This window comes from Virgibacillus sp. GM2-2 (genome assembly GCF_055329585.1).
In genome coordinates this window covers 1-16,491 of record NZ_JBUZWC010000025.1, presented here as the reverse complement: position 1 = coordinate 16,491, position 16,491 = coordinate 1, and the positions used below count along the sequence as shown (strand labels likewise).

The 16,491-nt window shown below is 35.2% G+C and carries 17 protein-coding genes; 7 read left to right on the top strand and 10 right to left on the bottom strand.

Annotated features, from left to right (window positions below):
* The first annotated feature begins 23 nt into the window (after positions 1-23).
* From ACY9Z2_RS18340 to ACY9Z2_RS18330, 3 genes are all read left to right on the top strand, one after another.
* Positions 24-449, top strand: coding sequence for an HIT family protein (locus tag ACY9Z2_RS18340; protein ID WP_463611122.1), 426 nt, complete (start codon positions 24-26; stop codon positions 447-449).
* A 134-nt stretch (positions 450-583) separates the two neighbouring features.
* The gene (locus tag ACY9Z2_RS18335; protein ID WP_463611121.1) at positions 584-1,165 is read left to right on the top strand and encodes a tryptophan transporter; all 582 of its coding nucleotides are present in this window, start codon (positions 584-586) and stop codon (positions 1,163-1,165) included.
* Between the two features lie 167 nt (positions 1,166-1,332).
* Positions 1,333-1,692 (top strand): YtxH domain-containing protein, encoded by a 360-nt coding sequence (locus tag ACY9Z2_RS18330; protein WP_463611120.1) that lies wholly within the window; start codon positions 1,333-1,335, stop codon positions 1,690-1,692.
* A 326-nt stretch (positions 1,693-2,018) separates the two neighbouring features.
* Here ACY9Z2_RS18330 and ACY9Z2_RS18325 read toward each other — a convergent pair whose 3' ends face one another.
* The 4 genes from ACY9Z2_RS18325 to ACY9Z2_RS18310 all read right to left on the bottom strand — a co-directional run bounded on the left by ACY9Z2_RS18325 (position 2,019) and on the right by ACY9Z2_RS18310 (position 6,039).
* A complete protein-coding gene (locus ACY9Z2_RS18325; RefSeq protein ID WP_463611119.1) occupies positions 2,019-2,942 on the bottom strand; it encodes a glycine betaine ABC transporter substrate-binding protein in 924 nt (307 codons plus the stop codon).
* A gap of 85 nt (positions 2,943-3,027) precedes the next feature.
* Entirely contained in the window at positions 3,028-3,927 is a 900-nt protein-coding gene (locus tag ACY9Z2_RS18320) for a glycine betaine ABC transporter substrate-binding protein (RefSeq protein WP_463611118.1), read from the bottom strand.
* A gap of 65 nt (positions 3,928-3,992) precedes the next feature.
* Entirely contained in the window at positions 3,993-4,835 is an 843-nt protein-coding gene (locus tag ACY9Z2_RS18315) for an ABC transporter permease (protein WP_463611117.1), read from the bottom strand.
* A 4-nt stretch (positions 4,836-4,839) separates the two neighbouring features.
* Entirely contained in the window at positions 4,840-6,039 is a 1,200-nt protein-coding gene (locus ACY9Z2_RS18310) for a quaternary amine ABC transporter ATP-binding protein (protein ID WP_463611140.1), read from the bottom strand.
* 331 nt (positions 6,040-6,370) lie between these two features.
* On the opposite strand from ACY9Z2_RS18310, the gene ACY9Z2_RS18305 reads away from it, so the two are divergent.
* Positions 6,371-6,847 (top strand): GbsR/MarR family transcriptional regulator, encoded by a 477-nt coding sequence (locus ACY9Z2_RS18305; RefSeq protein ID WP_463611116.1) that lies wholly within the window; start codon positions 6,371-6,373, stop codon positions 6,845-6,847.
* 184 nt (positions 6,848-7,031) lie between these two features.
* On the opposite strand, the gene ACY9Z2_RS18300 is transcribed toward ACY9Z2_RS18305, so the two are convergent.
* Positions 7,032-7,385, bottom strand: coding sequence for a DUF1878 family protein (locus ACY9Z2_RS18300; protein ID WP_463611115.1), 354 nt, complete (start codon positions 7,383-7,385; stop codon positions 7,032-7,034).
* A gap of 199 nt (positions 7,386-7,584) precedes the next feature.
* Here ACY9Z2_RS18300 and ACY9Z2_RS18295 point away from each other — a divergent pair, with 199 nt between their 5' ends.
* The 3 genes from ACY9Z2_RS18295 (at position 7,585) to ACY9Z2_RS18285 (ending at position 9,774) form a co-directional block, all read left to right on the top strand.
* Positions 7,585-8,130, top strand: coding sequence for a DUF3267 domain-containing protein (locus ACY9Z2_RS18295; protein ID WP_463611114.1), 546 nt, complete (start codon positions 7,585-7,587; stop codon positions 8,128-8,130).
* 317 nt (positions 8,131-8,447) lie between these two features.
* Positions 8,448-8,633, top strand: coding sequence for a hypothetical protein (locus tag ACY9Z2_RS18290; protein WP_463611113.1), 186 nt, complete (start codon positions 8,448-8,450; stop codon positions 8,631-8,633).
* Positions 8,634-8,871: 238 nt separating this feature from the next.
* On the top strand, positions 8,872-9,774 hold the full coding sequence (locus tag ACY9Z2_RS18285; RefSeq protein WP_463611112.1) for a peptidylprolyl isomerase: 903 nt from the start codon (positions 8,872-8,874) through the stop codon (positions 9,772-9,774).
* Between the two features lie 54 nt (positions 9,775-9,828).
* Here the strand turns inward: ACY9Z2_RS18285 and ACY9Z2_RS18280 are convergent, their stop codons facing one another.
* The 5 genes from ACY9Z2_RS18280 to ACY9Z2_RS18260 all read right to left on the bottom strand — a co-directional run bounded on the left by ACY9Z2_RS18280 (position 9,829) and on the right by ACY9Z2_RS18260 (position 16,164).
* Positions 9,829-10,023: a sporulation YhaL family protein gene (locus tag ACY9Z2_RS18280; protein WP_463611111.1), complete on the bottom strand. Its 195-nt coding sequence runs from the start codon at positions 10,021-10,023 to the stop codon at positions 9,829-9,831.
* 69 nt (positions 10,024-10,092) lie between these two features.
* Positions 10,093-11,040, bottom strand: coding sequence for a 3'-5' exoribonuclease YhaM (gene yhaM / locus ACY9Z2_RS18275; RefSeq protein ID WP_463611110.1), 948 nt, complete (start codon positions 11,038-11,040; stop codon positions 10,093-10,095).
* A gap of 26 nt (positions 11,041-11,066) precedes the next feature.
* Positions 11,067-11,621, bottom strand: coding sequence for a GbsR/MarR family transcriptional regulator (locus ACY9Z2_RS18270; protein WP_463611109.1), 555 nt, complete (start codon positions 11,619-11,621; stop codon positions 11,067-11,069).
* Positions 11,622-11,974: 353 nt separating this feature from the next.
* Entirely contained in the window at positions 11,975-14,926 is a 2,952-nt protein-coding gene (locus tag ACY9Z2_RS18265) for an ATP-binding protein (RefSeq protein ID WP_463611108.1), read from the bottom strand.
* A gap of 2 nt (positions 14,927-14,928) precedes the next feature.
* A complete protein-coding gene (locus tag ACY9Z2_RS18260; protein WP_463611107.1) occupies positions 14,929-16,164 on the bottom strand; it encodes a metallophosphoesterase family protein in 1,236 nt (411 codons plus the stop codon).
* Positions 16,165-16,491: the final 327 nt, after the last annotated feature.

Sequence of the window (16,491 nt, the reverse complement as noted above, 5' to 3'; positions counted from 1 at the left end):
ATAGGATTAGGAGTTGATGCTTAATGAGTCATGAAGATTGCATTTTTTGTAGAATAATTGATGGTGAAATTCCTTCAGCCAAGGTATATGAGGATGAATTTGTATACGCATTTCTTGATATTAGTCAAGTTACAAAAGGTCATACGTTGATTATTCCAAAAACACATACAAAAAATATTTATGAAACTCCTGAAGAAGTTGCTCGTGAATTTTTTGCTCGTGTTCCAAAGATAGCAAACGCGATAAAAGCTACCTACCAACCAATAGGTATGAACTTGCTTAATAATAACGAAAAACCAGCTGATCAATCTGTTTTCCATTTACATATTCACCTTATACCACGCTATGGTGAAAACGATGGTTATTCATCCAATTGGACAGTTCATGCCGATGATTATACTAGCGATGATTTGCAGGCAATCGCTAAAGAAATTAATGCCTCTATATAACTGAAAATTACGCTTTTATAAATAGATAAAATTTGTTATACTGTTAATACGTTTCCGCAACTGACAACGAGTGTACAGTTGGGAGATGTAAAATAAATGTTTAGCTTAGCATAGCTGAGAAGAGGAGAGTTAAAATGAATATTAGAGTATTGATCATTTTGTCCTTATTTGCAGGGATAGGAGCTGTATTACACGCAGTAGTACCAGCAATTTTATTTGGAATGAAGCCGGATATGTTGTTATCCATGATGTTTTTAGGAATTATGTTATTTCCTAAACTAAAATACGTCATGTTACTATCCATCGTAACTGGTATCCTTTCAGCATTAACTACAATGGTACCTGGTGGACAAATTGCAAATCTAATTGACAAGCCAATCACAGCACTATTATTCTTTGGGTTGTTTTTATTGGTTAGAAACAAAATTAACGGAACAATTGGTGCGCCAGTATTAACTGCGATTGGTACAATTATTAGTGGAAGCATATTTTTATTTTCAGCATTATTTATTGTTGGTTTAATGGATGGGGCTTTTCCCGCGTTATTTGTTGCCGTTGTTTTACCAACTGCAGCTGTAAACGGAATTGTCATGTTCGTGATTTACCCAATCGTCCAACGAATCATGAAGCGATCACGAATTGTCGCAACAGGTAATAATGAAAATGCTACTATCTTTCAGTATGAATCTAGAGCCAAACTAAAACAAGTTAAGTAAATAATATGTATATCCTCTGGCTAAAATGTCAGAGGATATTTTTCACGATATAAGAAACACTTTTAACTAATAGTAATATAAAAATACATATATATTCGAGAAAAGCGTTTAGATGTAGTACAATAGAAGGAAAGAGATAGTATGGAGTTGAAAGGAGCGAATTTCATATGGTAAGAGGCAAATCATTACTAATCGGCTTTGTGGTCGGAGGAGTTGTCAGTGCTTCAGCAACACTTCTTAGTGCACCTTCATCCGGACGTGATTTACGTTTCCGTGCACGTGAACAAAGCGCTGAGTGGAAAGATATGATTACTAATTTAAAATTTGATGGAATGCGGTTGAAACAACAAATTTCTGAAACATCAAAAGAAGGTGCCGCATTAATTAAGGAATTAACGCAGGAAATGAAAAAGTCTGTTCAGGATTGGCAACAGACAGTAGAACCACATCAAGAAAACATTCATAAATATTTAGAGCAAATTGAGGCAAGCTTAAAGGACTTGGAAGAAAAGGTAAAAAGTCAATAAAGTGAAACTTCATTCAGTGGAGTTGCTTTTCCTACCCTACTGAATGGTAGTTGAACAGAACCAGCCTTAACTGGCAGTAAAATTACCTTTTTATTATAAGGTCTATCATAATTTCTTTCTTATCTGCTAAGAAAAGCGTAAGCGCCCGTTTAGAAGCGGACGCATAAGCAAGGGACCGTAGAACGCATGGGTTTAGCGTTCGAAGTGTCCATTGCTTATGACGGCAGCTTCTGGGCGATGTAGCTAGACAGCTTTTCGTTTATACTTTCTTTGCTCTTAAAAAAGGATTCTACCATACACCGGTAGAATCCTTTTCGTTTACCTAATTACTCAGCTGGTTTTAAATCTTCAATGGAGTCAATATCCATGTAATTAGGTACAGCTAGACCAATTTTAGCACCTTTTAAGTTTTCACCTAGATCTTCGAATTGACCTTCAAATTGTTCATAAAATGCCTTATGTGTCACAGGCATCCAAGCTGCTAACGTAGCATCTGCATCGCCTTCAGCTACAGCTTTAAAAACAACTGCAACATCAACAGGAGTTATCGTTACTTCAAAACCTTTTGATTTTAATACTTCTGCAACAACATTTGCTGATGCTCGTTCTGAATCCCAAGGTGTAGATGCTAATTCTATTTCAACACCATCTACATTTTCAACACCTTTTGTCCACTTCGAAACTTTATCTTGGTTTGCTTCCACCCATTCTTTTGCAACAGTTGCAATGTCCTTACCAGTTTCTGTTGATTCAAGCATTATACCTTCCATATCTTCTACTTCCCAATGAAACTGATCTAGCAATTTATATGCATTAGGCTTTTCTTCTTTTAATCCATTACGTGCCAGTGTCTTGATTACTTCTGTTTTTCCATAAACCCCTTTTGGGTCTTTTAGATATTTTAAATCTTCATATTTAGCAAACATCCAATGTGGATTCCAACCTGTAATGACAATCGGCTCTTCTTTTTGAATTGCTTCTTCAAGACTTGTCATCATCGCTGCAGTTGAAGATTGTTCTAGTGTCCATCCTTTTAGACTATCATATTCCTCAATAGCTTTTTCGGTTGTAACTGTAATACCCGCTCCAGGTTCAATACCTGTAATTGTATACTCAACGGCTTCACTGTAGCTCTTTTCATCACCACTATTATCAGAAGCATTTTCTTCATTGGATCCACAACCAGCTACAATTAGCGCTAACATGAATCCAGTAACGAGAACGATAATTTTATTAAAATTCTTTCTCATACACAAAACTTCCTTTCCATAATAATAAAGACTAATACAAATGTATCAGTCTTTATTATTTGTATTTTAAACTGTTAATATCCTCTTATTCTACACCTTTAGTCCATTCTGAAACTTTATCTTGGTTTGCTTCCACCCATGCAGCTGCAGCATCCTCTGGACTTGCACCATTTTGGATTTCTAACATTACACTTTCAATATCAGCTGGAGTCCAGTGGAATTGATCAAGAATCTTATATGCTTTTGGCATATCTTCTTCTAAACCTTTTCGTACCATTGTCTTAATTTGCTCAGCTTCACCAAATACACCTTTTGGATCTTTTAGATATTTTAAATCATATTTTTGGAACTTCCAGTGTGGAGACCAACCAGTAACAATAATTGGTTCTTCTGCTTCAACTGCTTCACCTAATGCAGTTGCCATAGCACCACTAGATGATGTTTGTACTGTCCATCCTTTTAGGTTTTCATATTCTTTAACTGCTTTTTCCGCAGCTGCTACTACACCAGCACCTGGCTCAATACCAGTGATTGTTTTATCAGCCTGTGCTTTTAGATCTTCAATCGAGTTAACATCCATATAGGATGGAACGACTAAACCAATTTTCGCTCCTTCTAAGTTTGGACCTAAGTCGACTAAACTATCTTTATGTTCTGCGTAAAGATCCTTATGTGTTGCTGGTAACCAAGCAGCTACCATACCATCTGTTTCACCAGATGCTACTGATTCCCACATTACAGCATTATCAAGCGGTGTTACCGTCACATCAAACCCTTGATTTTCCAAAACTGTAGCAATAACATTTGTTGAGGCAATTTCTGTATCCCATTGAACGTAAGAAAGTTCAATTTCTTTAGAGCCCTCACTACTTCCTTCTGATGATGCGCTATCTGTTGATCCTTCGTCAGAACCACAACCAGCAGCTACTAATGATAATGAAAGTCCGGCAGCAATGCCGACTTTTTTCCAGTTAAATTTAAACATAACTAGTTAACTCCCCTTTTCTAAATTTTATATATGGGAACTTTTCACGAGGAAAAGGTACCAACTTATTTTTTCTTGCTATTCACATTTTGTGTGAATCGATCAATAATAATTGCTAGAATAACAATTCCTAGTCCAGCAACAAATCCAGCTCCTACCTGAGCACGTTGTAATGCAGAGAGAACTTCTCTACCAAGACCTGGTGCACCGATCATTGATGCAATTACCACCATTGATAGCGCAAGCATTACTGTTTGGTTAATACCCGCCATGATCGTCGCTTTAGCCATTGGCAATTCAACTTTAAATAGCTTTTGCGAACCTGTGCTACCAAATGCCTCAGAAGCCTCAACTAGCTCTTTTGAAACCTGTCTGATTCCTAAATTCGTAAAGCGTACAGTTGGTGGAGTTGCAAATATTAATGAAGCAAATACACCTGGAACCATACCAATTCCAAAGAATGCTACTGCAGGAATTAAATATACGAATGCCGGCATTGTCTGCATAAAGTCAAGAATTGGTGTAATGATTGCTTCAGCCATCTTACTTTTGGACATCAAAATACCAAATGGCACACCTATAATGACGGATAAAATACTAGATATTAAAACTAAGGTAAATGTGTTAATTAAATGTTCCCATAGTCCTTGGTTGTATATGAGCCATAATCCAACAATGGAAAATGCAGCTAATCCAAACCGCTTTCCTGAAATAAAGAATGCAAGAATTGCTACAACCAAAATAATGATGATTGGTGGCACTTGGATTAATAATTCAGATATATACTCCATAAATATTTCAAAGTTATTTTCTATTGGAGTGAAAAGCCAAGAGAATGTATCCGTTATCCATTCTGTAATAAGCTTTGTTCTCTCAGCAATTGGTATTTCAGGTATAAAATCTAACATCTTATCAAGCATCCTCTAACTTCACCTCACCTTCACCAGCAAGTGCTGCTATTAAAGCACCACGCACAATGATTCCGACCAATTTTTCTCCATCCATGACTGCAACCGGAATAGGCGAATCATGTATAATATTGAAAATATCACTTAATGGTGTGTCTTTTTCTACTCTTGGAATATCTGTACGTAAGATTTCCTTAAGATCACGAATATCATTTTGTTTTGCCTTTGAAGCATCATCTGCAGTGACATAGCCTTTTAAGTTTCGCTTCTCATCTGTAACGATAATACTAGACAAACCTTCTTCACGCATTCGTTCTAACGCAACACGTGGGCCATGCTTTGCTAGATTGATAGTTTCAGGACGCTTCATGATTTGTTGAGCTGTTAAAACCTTCGAACGATCAACATCCTCAACAAAACGTTCTACATAATCATTGGCTGGATTTACCAGAATCTCTTCTGGGGTTCCAATTTGAACAATAGAACCGTCCTTCATCAATGCAATACGGTCTCCCAAACGAAGAGCTTCGTCTAAGTCATGTGTGATGAAAATAATTGTCTTCTGCATAGACGCTTGAAGTTCAATTAATTCATCTTGCATATCTTTCCTAATTAATGGATCGAGTGCAGAAAATGCTTCATCCATTAACAAAACTTCTGGATCGTTAGCTAATGCACGCGCTAATCCAACACGCTGTTGCATACCACCAGATAATTGACCTGGATTTTGATGGATGTATCCACCAAGCCCAACCATTTCTAGCGATTCTTGTGCCTTCTTCTTTCGCTCCTCTTTCGGAACGTTTTGTATTTCCAAACCGTACTCCGTATTTTCAAGAATAGTACGGTGTGGGAAAAGTGCAAAACGTTGAAAAACCATACTCATTTTTTCTCGACGAACATTTCGTAATTCTTTTTTGTCCATTTTCGAGAGATCTTCCCCATCAATTAAGACGTTACCTTCAGTAGGTTCAATCAGGCGATTTAATAATCGAACGAGTGTTGATTTACCACTACCTGACAAGCCCATGATGACAAATATTTCTCCTGCTTCAACTGAAAATGTAGCACGGTTTACCCCGACTGTATTTCCTGTTTCTTTTAAAATTTGATCCTTTGAAACACCCTGATCTAATAGCTTAAGCGCTTGTTTAGGGTGTTTGCCGAACACTTTTGATAAGTTTTTCACTTCAATGACCGGCATTCCGTTCACCTCGACTTTTTTATGTTCCATCTGCCAACGCCTAAGTAATTAGTCGCACTGCTTTATGTTTAGAATAAAAGCAAACAAAAAGGCGCTGACTTCCGAACAGCTTTTTTCCACCTTCCTACTATATAACGTAAAGCATATACGTTTCAAACATTATATTCTTTTGGTTTTGTATATATTTTTTATACAGAATAAACTGTACGTAATTTACAAAGAGATATCTTTCATTTACTACGAAATGCTCCAAATAACTGGTAGATATGTGATTTTCAATAATATTCCTTTTGTTGTAACCTTTATATAGCAAGCCTTTTAGGAGGATTTTATGAAAGAACTACAGATGGACCATGTAACAAATAAAATTGTAATAGAATTTGCTAAGACAATTGAAATGTTTGATTTAACTCCGCTCGAGGCAAGATTATTTGCCTATTTGTATATGAAAGAAAAACCAATGACGTTAGATGAAATGAGCGATATTATTGGTAAAAGTAAAACGTCTATGAGTACAAGTGTTAGAAGTTTATTAGATTTAAATTTAGTAACGCGCGTATGGAAAAAAGGAGTTCGTAAAGATTTATATCAAGCAAACTCACAATTGTTTAAGACATTTATGAATTCCTATATTAACAAGTGGATAGATGCAGCAGATCATCAACGAGGAACTTTAGAAGAATTGATCAAAAATATGGACGATTTAACCCTTAATGATGAACTCAGTTCCGTCTATAATCGCCTAGCAGAGATCATTGAGTTTCATAAGCACATAGAAACTTCTTTTAGTAATATGAAAGAAAGTTAGTTAACAGTACTTAGTCTCCACTAGATTTAATTGTGAAATAAACTGTGATGCAAGTGTTGATTTTCGCTACGGACAGTAGCTTTCTTCGGGTACGATTCTCGATATATTCGAAATGTGATAGTAGATTCACATACTTTGTATTTTCAAAAAAGCGGATTACTAGTTATTGCTAGTAATCCGCTTTTTACATATTCGATACTTCCATTCCACTATCTAATAATTTCTTAAATTCTTTTATCAAGTCTGGAAAATATCCTTCACAATCTAGTGCATAGATTGTTTCATTTGGATCCAGTTTTTCATTTAACATCCCTGCAAAATGGACTAAAAACGTTGTGAAATCTAAAAACCCTTCTTCTCTTTGAATCATATATTTATCCTCTAGCATCTGTAACAATTGAAAAAGTTCAACAAATTCTTCCTTGGTCAATTGTTTTTCAATAATTAACTTTACAAATGGATATTGATCTACGTCAATCAATTTTGATAATAACTGTAGGTGAAACAACATGGTATCCTGATCCATATTTTTGTTCATCTAAATCCCTTCCATTTCCTCACTAAATCTTGGTCAAAATGAACCCTCTCCATCACTGCTGTGCCAACATCTCAAAAGGATTAAAAAATTTGGATAAAAATTTACAAAAAAACTATTGCATTTTCATCTTAAACATACTATTATTCTTTAGGGACCTGAGCGATAACATCAACCGGAATCACACGAAGGAGGGTCAAAAATGAATTGCTGGAAATCAATTAATTTTACAAAAGAATTTGGTGTTAACAGAATATATTTTTTATCATTTTTGATCGGACTTATGTCGTTCGTATTGCTCTACGTGCCATTTTCAAGTATTCATCATATTGAATACGTAAATGAATTTGGTATTGTACCATTTCTTGGATTTCTCATTTTAATGCCAACGATACATTCGTTTATGCATATTTTACCATTAATCATGACCAATAAACGAACTAAAATTTATTTTAATCTAAAAAAGACAGTCATTCCAACATGTAAATATCACGCAAAAACCTTTTTATCAAAGAAAATGTCAATTATGGTAGCTATTGCTCCAACAGTATTTATCACGATACCAGGAATATTTGCTTCCTTGATATTTGTTGATTATTACGTTTATATATTGCTATATACGGCAATCCATATTGGCGCATCATTTACCGATTTCCTTTATATACTGCATATTATAAAAGCTCCAAAACGCGCTTTTATAGAAAGTGAAAATGAAGGATTCGCTATATTAGTTAAAGCAGATAATTAATAAAACCAAAAACACCTGATTTCCTAATCAGGTGTTTTTTTACATATAATGACTTTTTACTCTATTCATGAACGTAAATTTTTGGTAAAGTAATAGTTGTGGTATTTTTGAATGTTCTGTGTTATCTAGAATATTTATAAAGCTAACATTCAGTGGGGGGTTTTCTTTCCTCTACTGAATGTTAGTTGAACAGAATCGAGTCTTTACGGGCGTTCCCTTATCTTTTCCAAATTTCTTTGTTTATCTTGAAGAGGGGCTTTTACTGCCCTTAAAGGCGGGATATAACGATACTCTCCACTAGATTAAAGGAGGTTTTTATGAGCGTCGTTTATATTTTATTTGCATTATTTATTCTACTTATTTTTAATTCAATGACTCATCAATTCTGTTTAAAAATGGAAATGAACCAACGAAAACAATCTACCGTGTATCGGGCTATAAATATAATGGTTACTATCTTACTTATATCTTCGTATGTTCGTGTATTGAATGTTATCACATAAAGTGAAACTTCATTCACTGGGACCCACTGAATGGTGGTTGACCGAATCGCACATTTAGGAGTAGCGAGGCCTGTAACTTACAACCTTTATTTCAATTGAGATTTGGGCTATACTGCCCGTTAATGTGGGATAAAATTAGTAAAAACTATGTAAAAAGCAAATAAGACTATTTTTTTTGTAACATACTATGGTATATTAATCATTAGTTTTAAATCATTAAATTAGGAGTGTTCAGTAAATGAAAAAACTAGCAATCGCAGTAACTCTAACAGCTGGTGTTCTAAGCTTAGCTGCTTGTAGCAATTCAGACGAAGAAGCTGTAGTCGAAACTAAAGCAGGAGATATTTCAAAAGAAGAATTTTATAATGAGTTAAAAAACAAGTACGGTGAAGAAGTATTAAAGCAAATGGTTACAGTAGAAGTACTTGAAAATAAATATGATGTACCAAAAGAAAAAGTTGATGCTGAAGTGCAAAAACTAAAGGATCAATACGGTGATCAGCTTGAAGATGTTTTAAACCAAAGCGGATACAAAGATGTAGAGGCTTTTCGAGAAGTAATTAAGGTTAGCTTGTTACAAGAAGCTGCTGTTACTGAAAATATTGAAGTCTCTGATGAAGAAATTAAAACACAATATGAGCGAATGAAAACAGAAGTTCAAGCTTCACATATCCTAGTTAAAGATGAAAAAACAGCAAAAGAAGTAAAACAGAAGCTTGAAGACGGTGCAGATTTCGCTGAATTAGCAAAAGAATATTCTACAGACCCAGGTACTGCTAAAAAAGGTGGAGACTTAGGTTACTTCTCTGCAGGTAAAATGGTGCCAAAGTTTGAAGATGCAGCTTACCAGTTAGAAGTTGGAGAAGTTAGTGAACCAGTTAAAACTCAACACGGTTGGCACATTATCAAAGTGACGGACAAGCGTGAAACAGAAGCTGAAATTGGTTCATTTGAAGAGGAAAAAGAAAACATCCGTCGTACGCTAGTGAATCAAAAAATTGATCCAACCAAAGCTCAAGCTAAGCTTGATAAATTAATCAAGGATGCTAACATCGATGTGAAAATTGATCAATTTGAGAACATATTCGAAGAACCGAAAAAAGAAGAAGGTTCTAATTCAGAAGAATCCTCATCTAAATAAAACAATGTAAAATAAAGTATAAAGAACGCTGATCCAAAATCGGATCAGCGTTTCTTATTGAGATATAAATTCTTTTTGTTGCTTGGACTCTTTTTCTTTTTCCATTCGATCGATATAGACCCGACCTTCGCGTTCGATAAATTGCTGTTCCAATCTTCGTTCTGCCCGCATTGCTCGATAGGCCATATATCCACTTAAGAAAATAAATACAATCATTAATAAAACCCACCAAGGCACTCCTAAAACCATATTATTGCCCCCTTGTCCACCTTTTCTTATAAAAGTATATGAGGACAACTACCACAATATGACCGAAGTCTATTCTTCTTCAAATAATGGTTTATAGAATGAGCGATTATCTAATGCAAAAATACGTTCGGTGAATTCTCCAGGTTTTACTTTTTCAAGCGAACGATTAAGCATGTTCATCTTAGCATCGATTAAATCGATTAAATGTAACAATTCTGCTTCACGCACCATTGGCGGCTTTGGGCTTCCCCACTCTGCTCTACCATGATGACTTAAAACGAGATGCTGCAAAATCATTACTTCTTCACCGTCTATTTGTAATTCTCGTGCTATCTGTCCAATTTCTTCTACCATAATTGGAATATGTCCTAGCAATTTACCTTCAATTGTATAGGAGGTAGTAACAACTCCTGATAGCTCTTTTAATTTACCTAGGTCGTGTAATATAATCCCTGCATACAACAAATCTTTGTTCACTTGTGGATATAGCTTATGTATCTCTTTTGCTAGTGATATCATGCTTACTACGTGATGAGCAAGGCCAGATACATACTCATGATGGTTTTTCGTGGCTGCAGGGTACGTCAAAAGCGCATCCTGATATTTCTTGATAAAGGCACGAACAATCCGTTGCATAGCTGGATTCTTCATTTCAAAAATGGCCTCTGTCAACTTTTCCATCAATTCTTCTTTTTCAACTGGAGCTTTCTCAACAAAATCAGTAACATGTACATCATCGGTTGGCTGCGATGGTCGCAATGATAATATTTTCAACTGGGCCTTTCCTCTAAATTGATTAATCTCTCCCGATAGCTTTACAATTTGCTCGGCGACAAATAATGATTCATCTTCTTTTGTAATGTCCCAGAGTTTCGCGTCTATTTCACCTGTTGCATCACGAAGAATTAATGTTAAAAATGGCTTTCCATTACTTGCTACACCACGGTTTGCTTCTTTAATAAGCACAAATCCATCAAATGAATCCCCAATATTTATAAAGCCTAAACCTTTTTTCATCCCTGCTCCCCCCTTAGCAAAAATAGTTACTTATCTATATTTTTTGGAATTAAGTCAAAGATTTCTCCAGATTCAATTACCTGAATAAATTTCATCAGCCATTTGTAATAATTTTGTGCATAACGAAGGCGTTCAATGTCTGAGTTAATTTGTTCTTTTAATTCTTGACTTGATGTCGTTTCTTGAATCTTTAACAGCTCGTCAATCGCTTCATCCGCTTCTTCAATATTAGTCTCCGTATGATGTCGCCAACGATTTCCAAAAAGTGATGTAAATGATTTATACCAATCTTCTTCAGATTTATATAAGTCTTTTCGAATACCCTTTTTAAATGTGGACTCTACCATCTTCATTTCAGTTAGTGCACGAACACCAGTTGACATACTCGTTTTACTCATTTCCAACGCATCACGCATATCATCCAATGTCATTGGATCATTCGCAAAATACAAGACACCATACAATCTCCCAACAGAAGAAGTGATTCCATATAGATTCATGTTTTTAGCGATTACTTGAATGAATTTTTCTTTTGTTTCTTCATATTGTTCCCAATTGCTTGTCTCATCAAATTCAGACAATGGATGTCCCTCCATTTTTTCGTATTTTCTATAAGAGATTCTATCATTAAAGATCAATTTTTGCGAATGGTGTTTGATAAAGTGAAACTTTATTCAGTGGGTGGTATTTCCCCACTGAATATTAGTTGAACAGAATCGGACCTTTACGATCAGTTAAACCCTATTACACTACCCTAATTTCTTTGTCATCCTGGAGAGGGGTTTTACTGAACGTTAAGGCGGGATAAAGTGAAACTTTATTCAGTGGGTGGTATTTCCCCACTGAATATTAGTTGAACAGAATCGGACCTTTACGATCAGTTAAACCCCTATTACACTACCTTAATTGCTTTGTCATCCTTGGTGATGGGGTTTTACTGAACGTTAAGGCGGGATAAGAAAGTTATAGAACTAGCATCTCTATGCTTCACTAATTCTTTTTTACAAGTAAAAAGGATAACCTGTCTATTTTTTGCGACACTTTCAAGTAATTGCATCATGTTCTCCACACGCACCGAATCGAAATGTACAAAAGCATCATCAATGATAAATGGCATTTGACGAGTACCATTCATTACCTCGCTTACTGCAAAGCGTAAGGCTATATATAATTGATCCTTTGTACCTTGTGATAATTCATTTACGGTAAAGCGTAGTCTATTGCTAGATTCAACTTGAAACGGTTGATCGCCAATTGGTGCATAAACATTTAAATAGCTGTGATTGGTGAGTATAGAAAAATAGTCAGCTGTCTGCTCAATAATTCGTGTCATATATTTCTCTCTATAGTTACGTTTTGTCTCCTCTAGCAATTCCTTGGCACTTTTTAACACTGCCCACTTATCCGATAGCTTTTTCAGTTCGGCTGTTTCAAGATAATAACGATGCATTACCTCAGAATGTTCCGCTGAGCTTTCCATACCTGCTAAATTAGCATTTAATTCTGCTCGTTCTGTTCGTTTAGCTTCTAGTTCTTTTTCTACATACTTTAATTTATCGCTATAATTTTTTTGTTCCTCCTGAAGTCGCCCCATTTCCAACATATTATCTGAAACAAACATCTCAATTTTTTCTTCTGAGAATAATGTCATCAACTGATCCAGTAATTCGACTTTCTTTGTTTCAAAATCCTGCTTTTCTGACTGCAATGTATGTTGATAATAATATTGTTCCTCTGTTTCAACCTTAGCTGCTTGTAAGAGGTTCAATTGTTCGCTCTGAAAAACGTGTAGCTTTTGTTTCATTGCACTTATCTGATCATTCGTCTCATTAATCCAATTTTTGTACTGTTTAATTTGAGCAAAAGTATCGTTGTAATCATCCAATTTCTCTTGTAATAATTCATAACAATGATCCTTCGACTTGCTTTGTAATTCCCTATTATTATCCTCGAAAAACGCAAAAATAGTAGAACGAATAGTAGAAACTTCATTTTTTATTTGACATAGCTGAAGGTTAACTCTTTTCAATTCATTGTTCTTCTCTAATAACGATTTTAATGAAAAATAATAAGAGGGCCAGTTGTTAATCGCAACCTTTCTTAAAAATGGATAAAACTCAGATTGTTGGTTAACTTTTTCGCTTAAACGTTTTGTCTTTTGGTTATATAGGTTTTTTCGTTCCTGCCACTTTATTTGTTCAATTGTAAGTGATTGGAGCTTTTCTTTTATCGTCTCGATTTTCCTCATTCGATTATCATGTTCTTCTAGCAACAATTCTGCTTCCTCTTTTTCATCCAAGCTCACCTTAGTAGATTCAAGTGGTCTCACATTTATTAGTTGTTCCATACTCTTGAGAGACTGTATGGTCAGAAACCACTGAACAATTCCAATTCCAATTAAGGTAATCGATAATCCATAGCTCCAACTATAATTTTGAATCAAACCGAGTAATGCAAAAAAGACCCCAAGTATAGTAGCGCCGATAAAACGATTTTGTGCAGCTTTTCGTTTTTGTTTTTTTATCGTATTAAAACTTGTGAATTGTTGCGTTTCATTAGCATGTAAATGTGCATAATTATAATTACGAATACGATTAGACAGTTCATCTATTTGGTTAGAAGGCAATATTTGTTCTTGTAGTGAAGTAAGCATTTGGTCAAATTCTTCCTCTTGCCTTTGTAAGACAACTTCCTCTTGATCTAAATAATCCTTTTCTGTCTCTAATCGTTGGTTTTCATCATTAAGTTGTTTCCATGTTGTTTCGGTTTGATAGGTTAACGTAACTTCCGATAACTCATTCCTACTCAATTGAGTATCTAACGTTCTTAACTCGTTATCTAAACTAATTTCTTGTTCTTTATAGCTCTTTTCGAGACGCTCAATTTCTTTCTTGTACTGATAATAAGTGTTACGTGTATCAAGGATTTCTTTCAACTTATGATATTGTTCCATATCCATCAAGGATGATTGTAGCTCGGTATGTTTAGAGCAGTACGATGAGAGATTATGTTGCAATACTGCAAGTTCACTTTCTAAAGGTAAACTCTTTTCCTTACTAACTTCCCACCGTTTCATCCCTTCTTCTGGGAAAAATATAGTGGATGGGTAGTCTTTTAATTTCGTATTAATTTGTTTCAGCTTATAAATGTTCGGTAATGCCTGCTGTACTTTTTCATTTTCTAAAAGCTGTTTTCTATGTTTTTGAATAGAAGTTTGGAGGTTTTCAATCTCTAGATTAAGCGTAGAAACTGATTCTTTCTTTTGACGATAGGTTTGCGCATGTTGTTTAAAGTGTTCAACTTTATTATGTAAATCATCCAAATGATTTAGTTGTTGGTTGATTAATGGCTTTTTACCGAACGGCTTAAACAGTTCATTCAATTCCGAATCTAGCCGTTTTTCAACCATTGTTATGTTCGAAGATCCGGTCATTCCTATTCCGAGTAGAATATCTCCAAAATCGGTTTCGTTCATCGTCTTAATTGTTGTTAAATCAATAGAATCAAAAGAAAATATAGATTGAAATGTTTGTCTATCCAAGCCTTGCAATTGACCTTTGAGCCACTTTTCATCTTGCTGCTCTCCTTTAGGGAGTAAACATTTAGCTGCACCATTATTCATTTCATCTACTCGTTCGATCGAAAACTCACCAATTTCTTCCTCATAAACTGTCAGCATGCCACCCATTTTTCCACTTGTCTTTGAACGGTAAAATTCACGTTTCTTAGGTGGTAATCCAAACAAAATAAAAAGAATAAACTGTTGGACACTAGATTTTCCAGATTCGTTGTCTCCAAAAATAATGTCGAGCTCGTTCGGATGAAAATCAAACGAAAAATCATGCCATTTTGCAAATCCATATATGGTAGCACGTACAATTTTCATCTCTATTCACCCTCACTTTTCAGCAATTCTTTTAATAGTAATTGCTTTGCCTGTGCTTTGATATTAGCAGCTTCGTCCATCGATACGGCATCTAAATATTTTCTAGCTTGCCGATGTCGGTACAAGTCATCGATATATTCAAAAACGGACGCTTCCTCACTATGCCTCAGTAATTCCCCGATAAAATGGTTTCCTTTACGTAATTCTTTTTCATCGTAATTGTTTTGGGTGTTTACCTGATATCGATAAACAAAATTCCAGTTTGTCTTTCTAGTCATTGATTCGTTCAATAAATCAATTATTTCTTCTATTAATCCATCCTGTTCCCAATTTTGAATGGATGAATTGTTCCCAGTTATGTTTAGAGACAACAGTTGAGGTACTTCGTATTTTTGTTTGTCGATTGCTTGCAATACTATTTTCTCCAAATCAAAGGGAGCATTACATTCGGTAACATCTACTTCTAATGAATTGAATTGAAGAACGTTCAATGGAATAAAATTGATCTTTGGTGCACCGCTAGCCAAAACAACATGATAGCATCCCTTTTCACCCGTTTCTTTACGATTTCTCCCTTGGGTATTTCCAGGATAAATAACAGGAGGATCAATCTTCAACATCTCTTTTTGATGAATATGTCCAAGTGCCCAGTAGTCAAAATCTTTGTCCACTAGCTCACTTAAATTAAAAGGGGCATATGTATCATGTTCCGTATTACTAGAGATGCTTCCATGTAGCATTGCAATATGGTAAGCAGCTTTGGAGTCACTGAGCGTATACTCAGTGGTTTTATTGGAAGTCACAGAACGGTTTTCATAGCTAAATCCATAAATCATTGCGGCTGGATTATTATTTTTAATAAAAGTAAAGCTAGCCACTTTTTCTTCATTGAAAATATAAACGTTATCAGGGTATGTAACAGGATAACGATTACCGTTTAAAAAGTCGTGATTGCCATAAGAAACATATACATTTATACCATGATGGTTTAGTTCTTCAAATGCTTCTTTTAATTTCATTTGGGCTCTTAAACTCTGTCGTTCATTATCAAATAAATCACCGACTAGTAGAATAAAGTCTACTTTTTTGGTAATCGCAGTTTTTACTAATTTATCTAGTGCTTGAAATGTACTAGCTTGTATCTGTTTAAAAATGTCTTCTGGTACACTTGCTAGTCCTTGAAACGGACTATCTAAATGTAGATCTGCAGCATGGATAAACGAAATTTGCTCTGGCATCAATACATAACTCCTTATATACTATCTTATTACCTATTTTACCAAAATTTAAATGCGAATGCACGTTCTACTCAATGGAAGTTTGATTATCATTTTAATTAGATTTGATTTTTTAAATACATTCCTAAAATTTAAAAGTGTAGTTTTTTTCATTATACTAGGGGAAGAGCCTTCAAAAAGTTATTTTCGTTTTAGAAGTAAACTGCGAACTAAAGGAAATTTATGTCTATTCTAAAAGCAGCGTTGATTTCCGCAGCGGGCAGTCGCTTTCCGCGGGCACGGCTTCAGCCTCCTTGCCCCGGCAAGGGGTATGCCGACGTTGTCCGC

Bases quoted from the DNA above. Each gene is read 5' to 3' on its own strand.
- ACY9Z2_RS18315 (WP_463611117.1), bottom strand. From the start codon at position 4,835: ATGTTAGATTTTATACCTGAAATACCAATTGCTGAGAGAACAAAGCTT.
- ACY9Z2_RS18305 (WP_463611116.1), top strand. From the start codon at position 6,371: ATGAAAGAACTACAGATGGACCATGTAACAAATAAAATTGTAATAGAA.
- ACY9Z2_RS18265 (WP_463611108.1), bottom strand. From the start codon at position 14,926: ATGAAAATTGTACGTGCTACCATATATGGATTTGCAAAATGGCATGAT.
- ACY9Z2_RS18260 (WP_463611107.1), bottom strand. From the start codon at position 16,164: ATGCCAGAGCAAATTTCGTTTATCCATGCTGCAGATCTACATTTAGAT.
- ACY9Z2_RS18335 (WP_463611121.1), top strand. From the start codon at position 584: ATGAATATTAGAGTATTGATCATTTTGTCCTTATTTGCAGGGATAGGA.
- ACY9Z2_RS18330 (WP_463611120.1), top strand. From the start codon at position 1,333: ATGGTAAGAGGCAAATCATTACTAATCGGCTTTGTGGTCGGAGGAGTT.
- ACY9Z2_RS18300 (WP_463611115.1), bottom strand. From the start codon at position 7,385: ATGAACAAAAATATGGATCAGGATACCATGTTGTTTCACCTACAGTTA.
- ACY9Z2_RS18295 (WP_463611114.1), top strand. From the start codon at position 7,585: ATGAATTGCTGGAAATCAATTAATTTTACAAAAGAATTTGGTGTTAAC.
- ACY9Z2_RS18285 (WP_463611112.1), top strand. From the start codon at position 8,872: ATGAAAAAACTAGCAATCGCAGTAACTCTAACAGCTGGTGTTCTAAGC.
- ACY9Z2_RS18290 (WP_463611113.1), top strand. From the start codon at position 8,448: ATGAGCGTCGTTTATATTTTATTTGCATTATTTATTCTACTTATTTTT.
- ACY9Z2_RS18340 (WP_463611122.1), top strand. From the start codon at position 24: ATGAGTCATGAAGATTGCATTTTTTGTAGAATAATTGATGGTGAAATT.
- ACY9Z2_RS18320 (WP_463611118.1), bottom strand. From the start codon at position 3,927: ATGTTTAAATTTAACTGGAAAAAAGTCGGCATTGCTGCCGGACTTTCA.
- ACY9Z2_RS18280 (WP_463611111.1), bottom strand. From the start codon at position 10,023: ATGGTTTTAGGAGTGCCTTGGTGGGTTTTATTAATGATTGTATTTATT.
- yhaM (WP_463611110.1), bottom strand. From the start codon at position 11,040: ATGAAAAAAGGTTTAGGCTTTATAAATATTGGGGATTCATTTGATGGA.
- ACY9Z2_RS18310 (WP_463611140.1), bottom strand. From the start codon at position 6,039: ATGCCGGTCATTGAAGTGAAAAACTTATCAAAAGTGTTCGGCAAACAC.
- ACY9Z2_RS18325 (WP_463611119.1), bottom strand. From the start codon at position 2,942: ATGAGAAAGAATTTTAATAAAATTATCGTTCTCGTTACTGGATTCATG.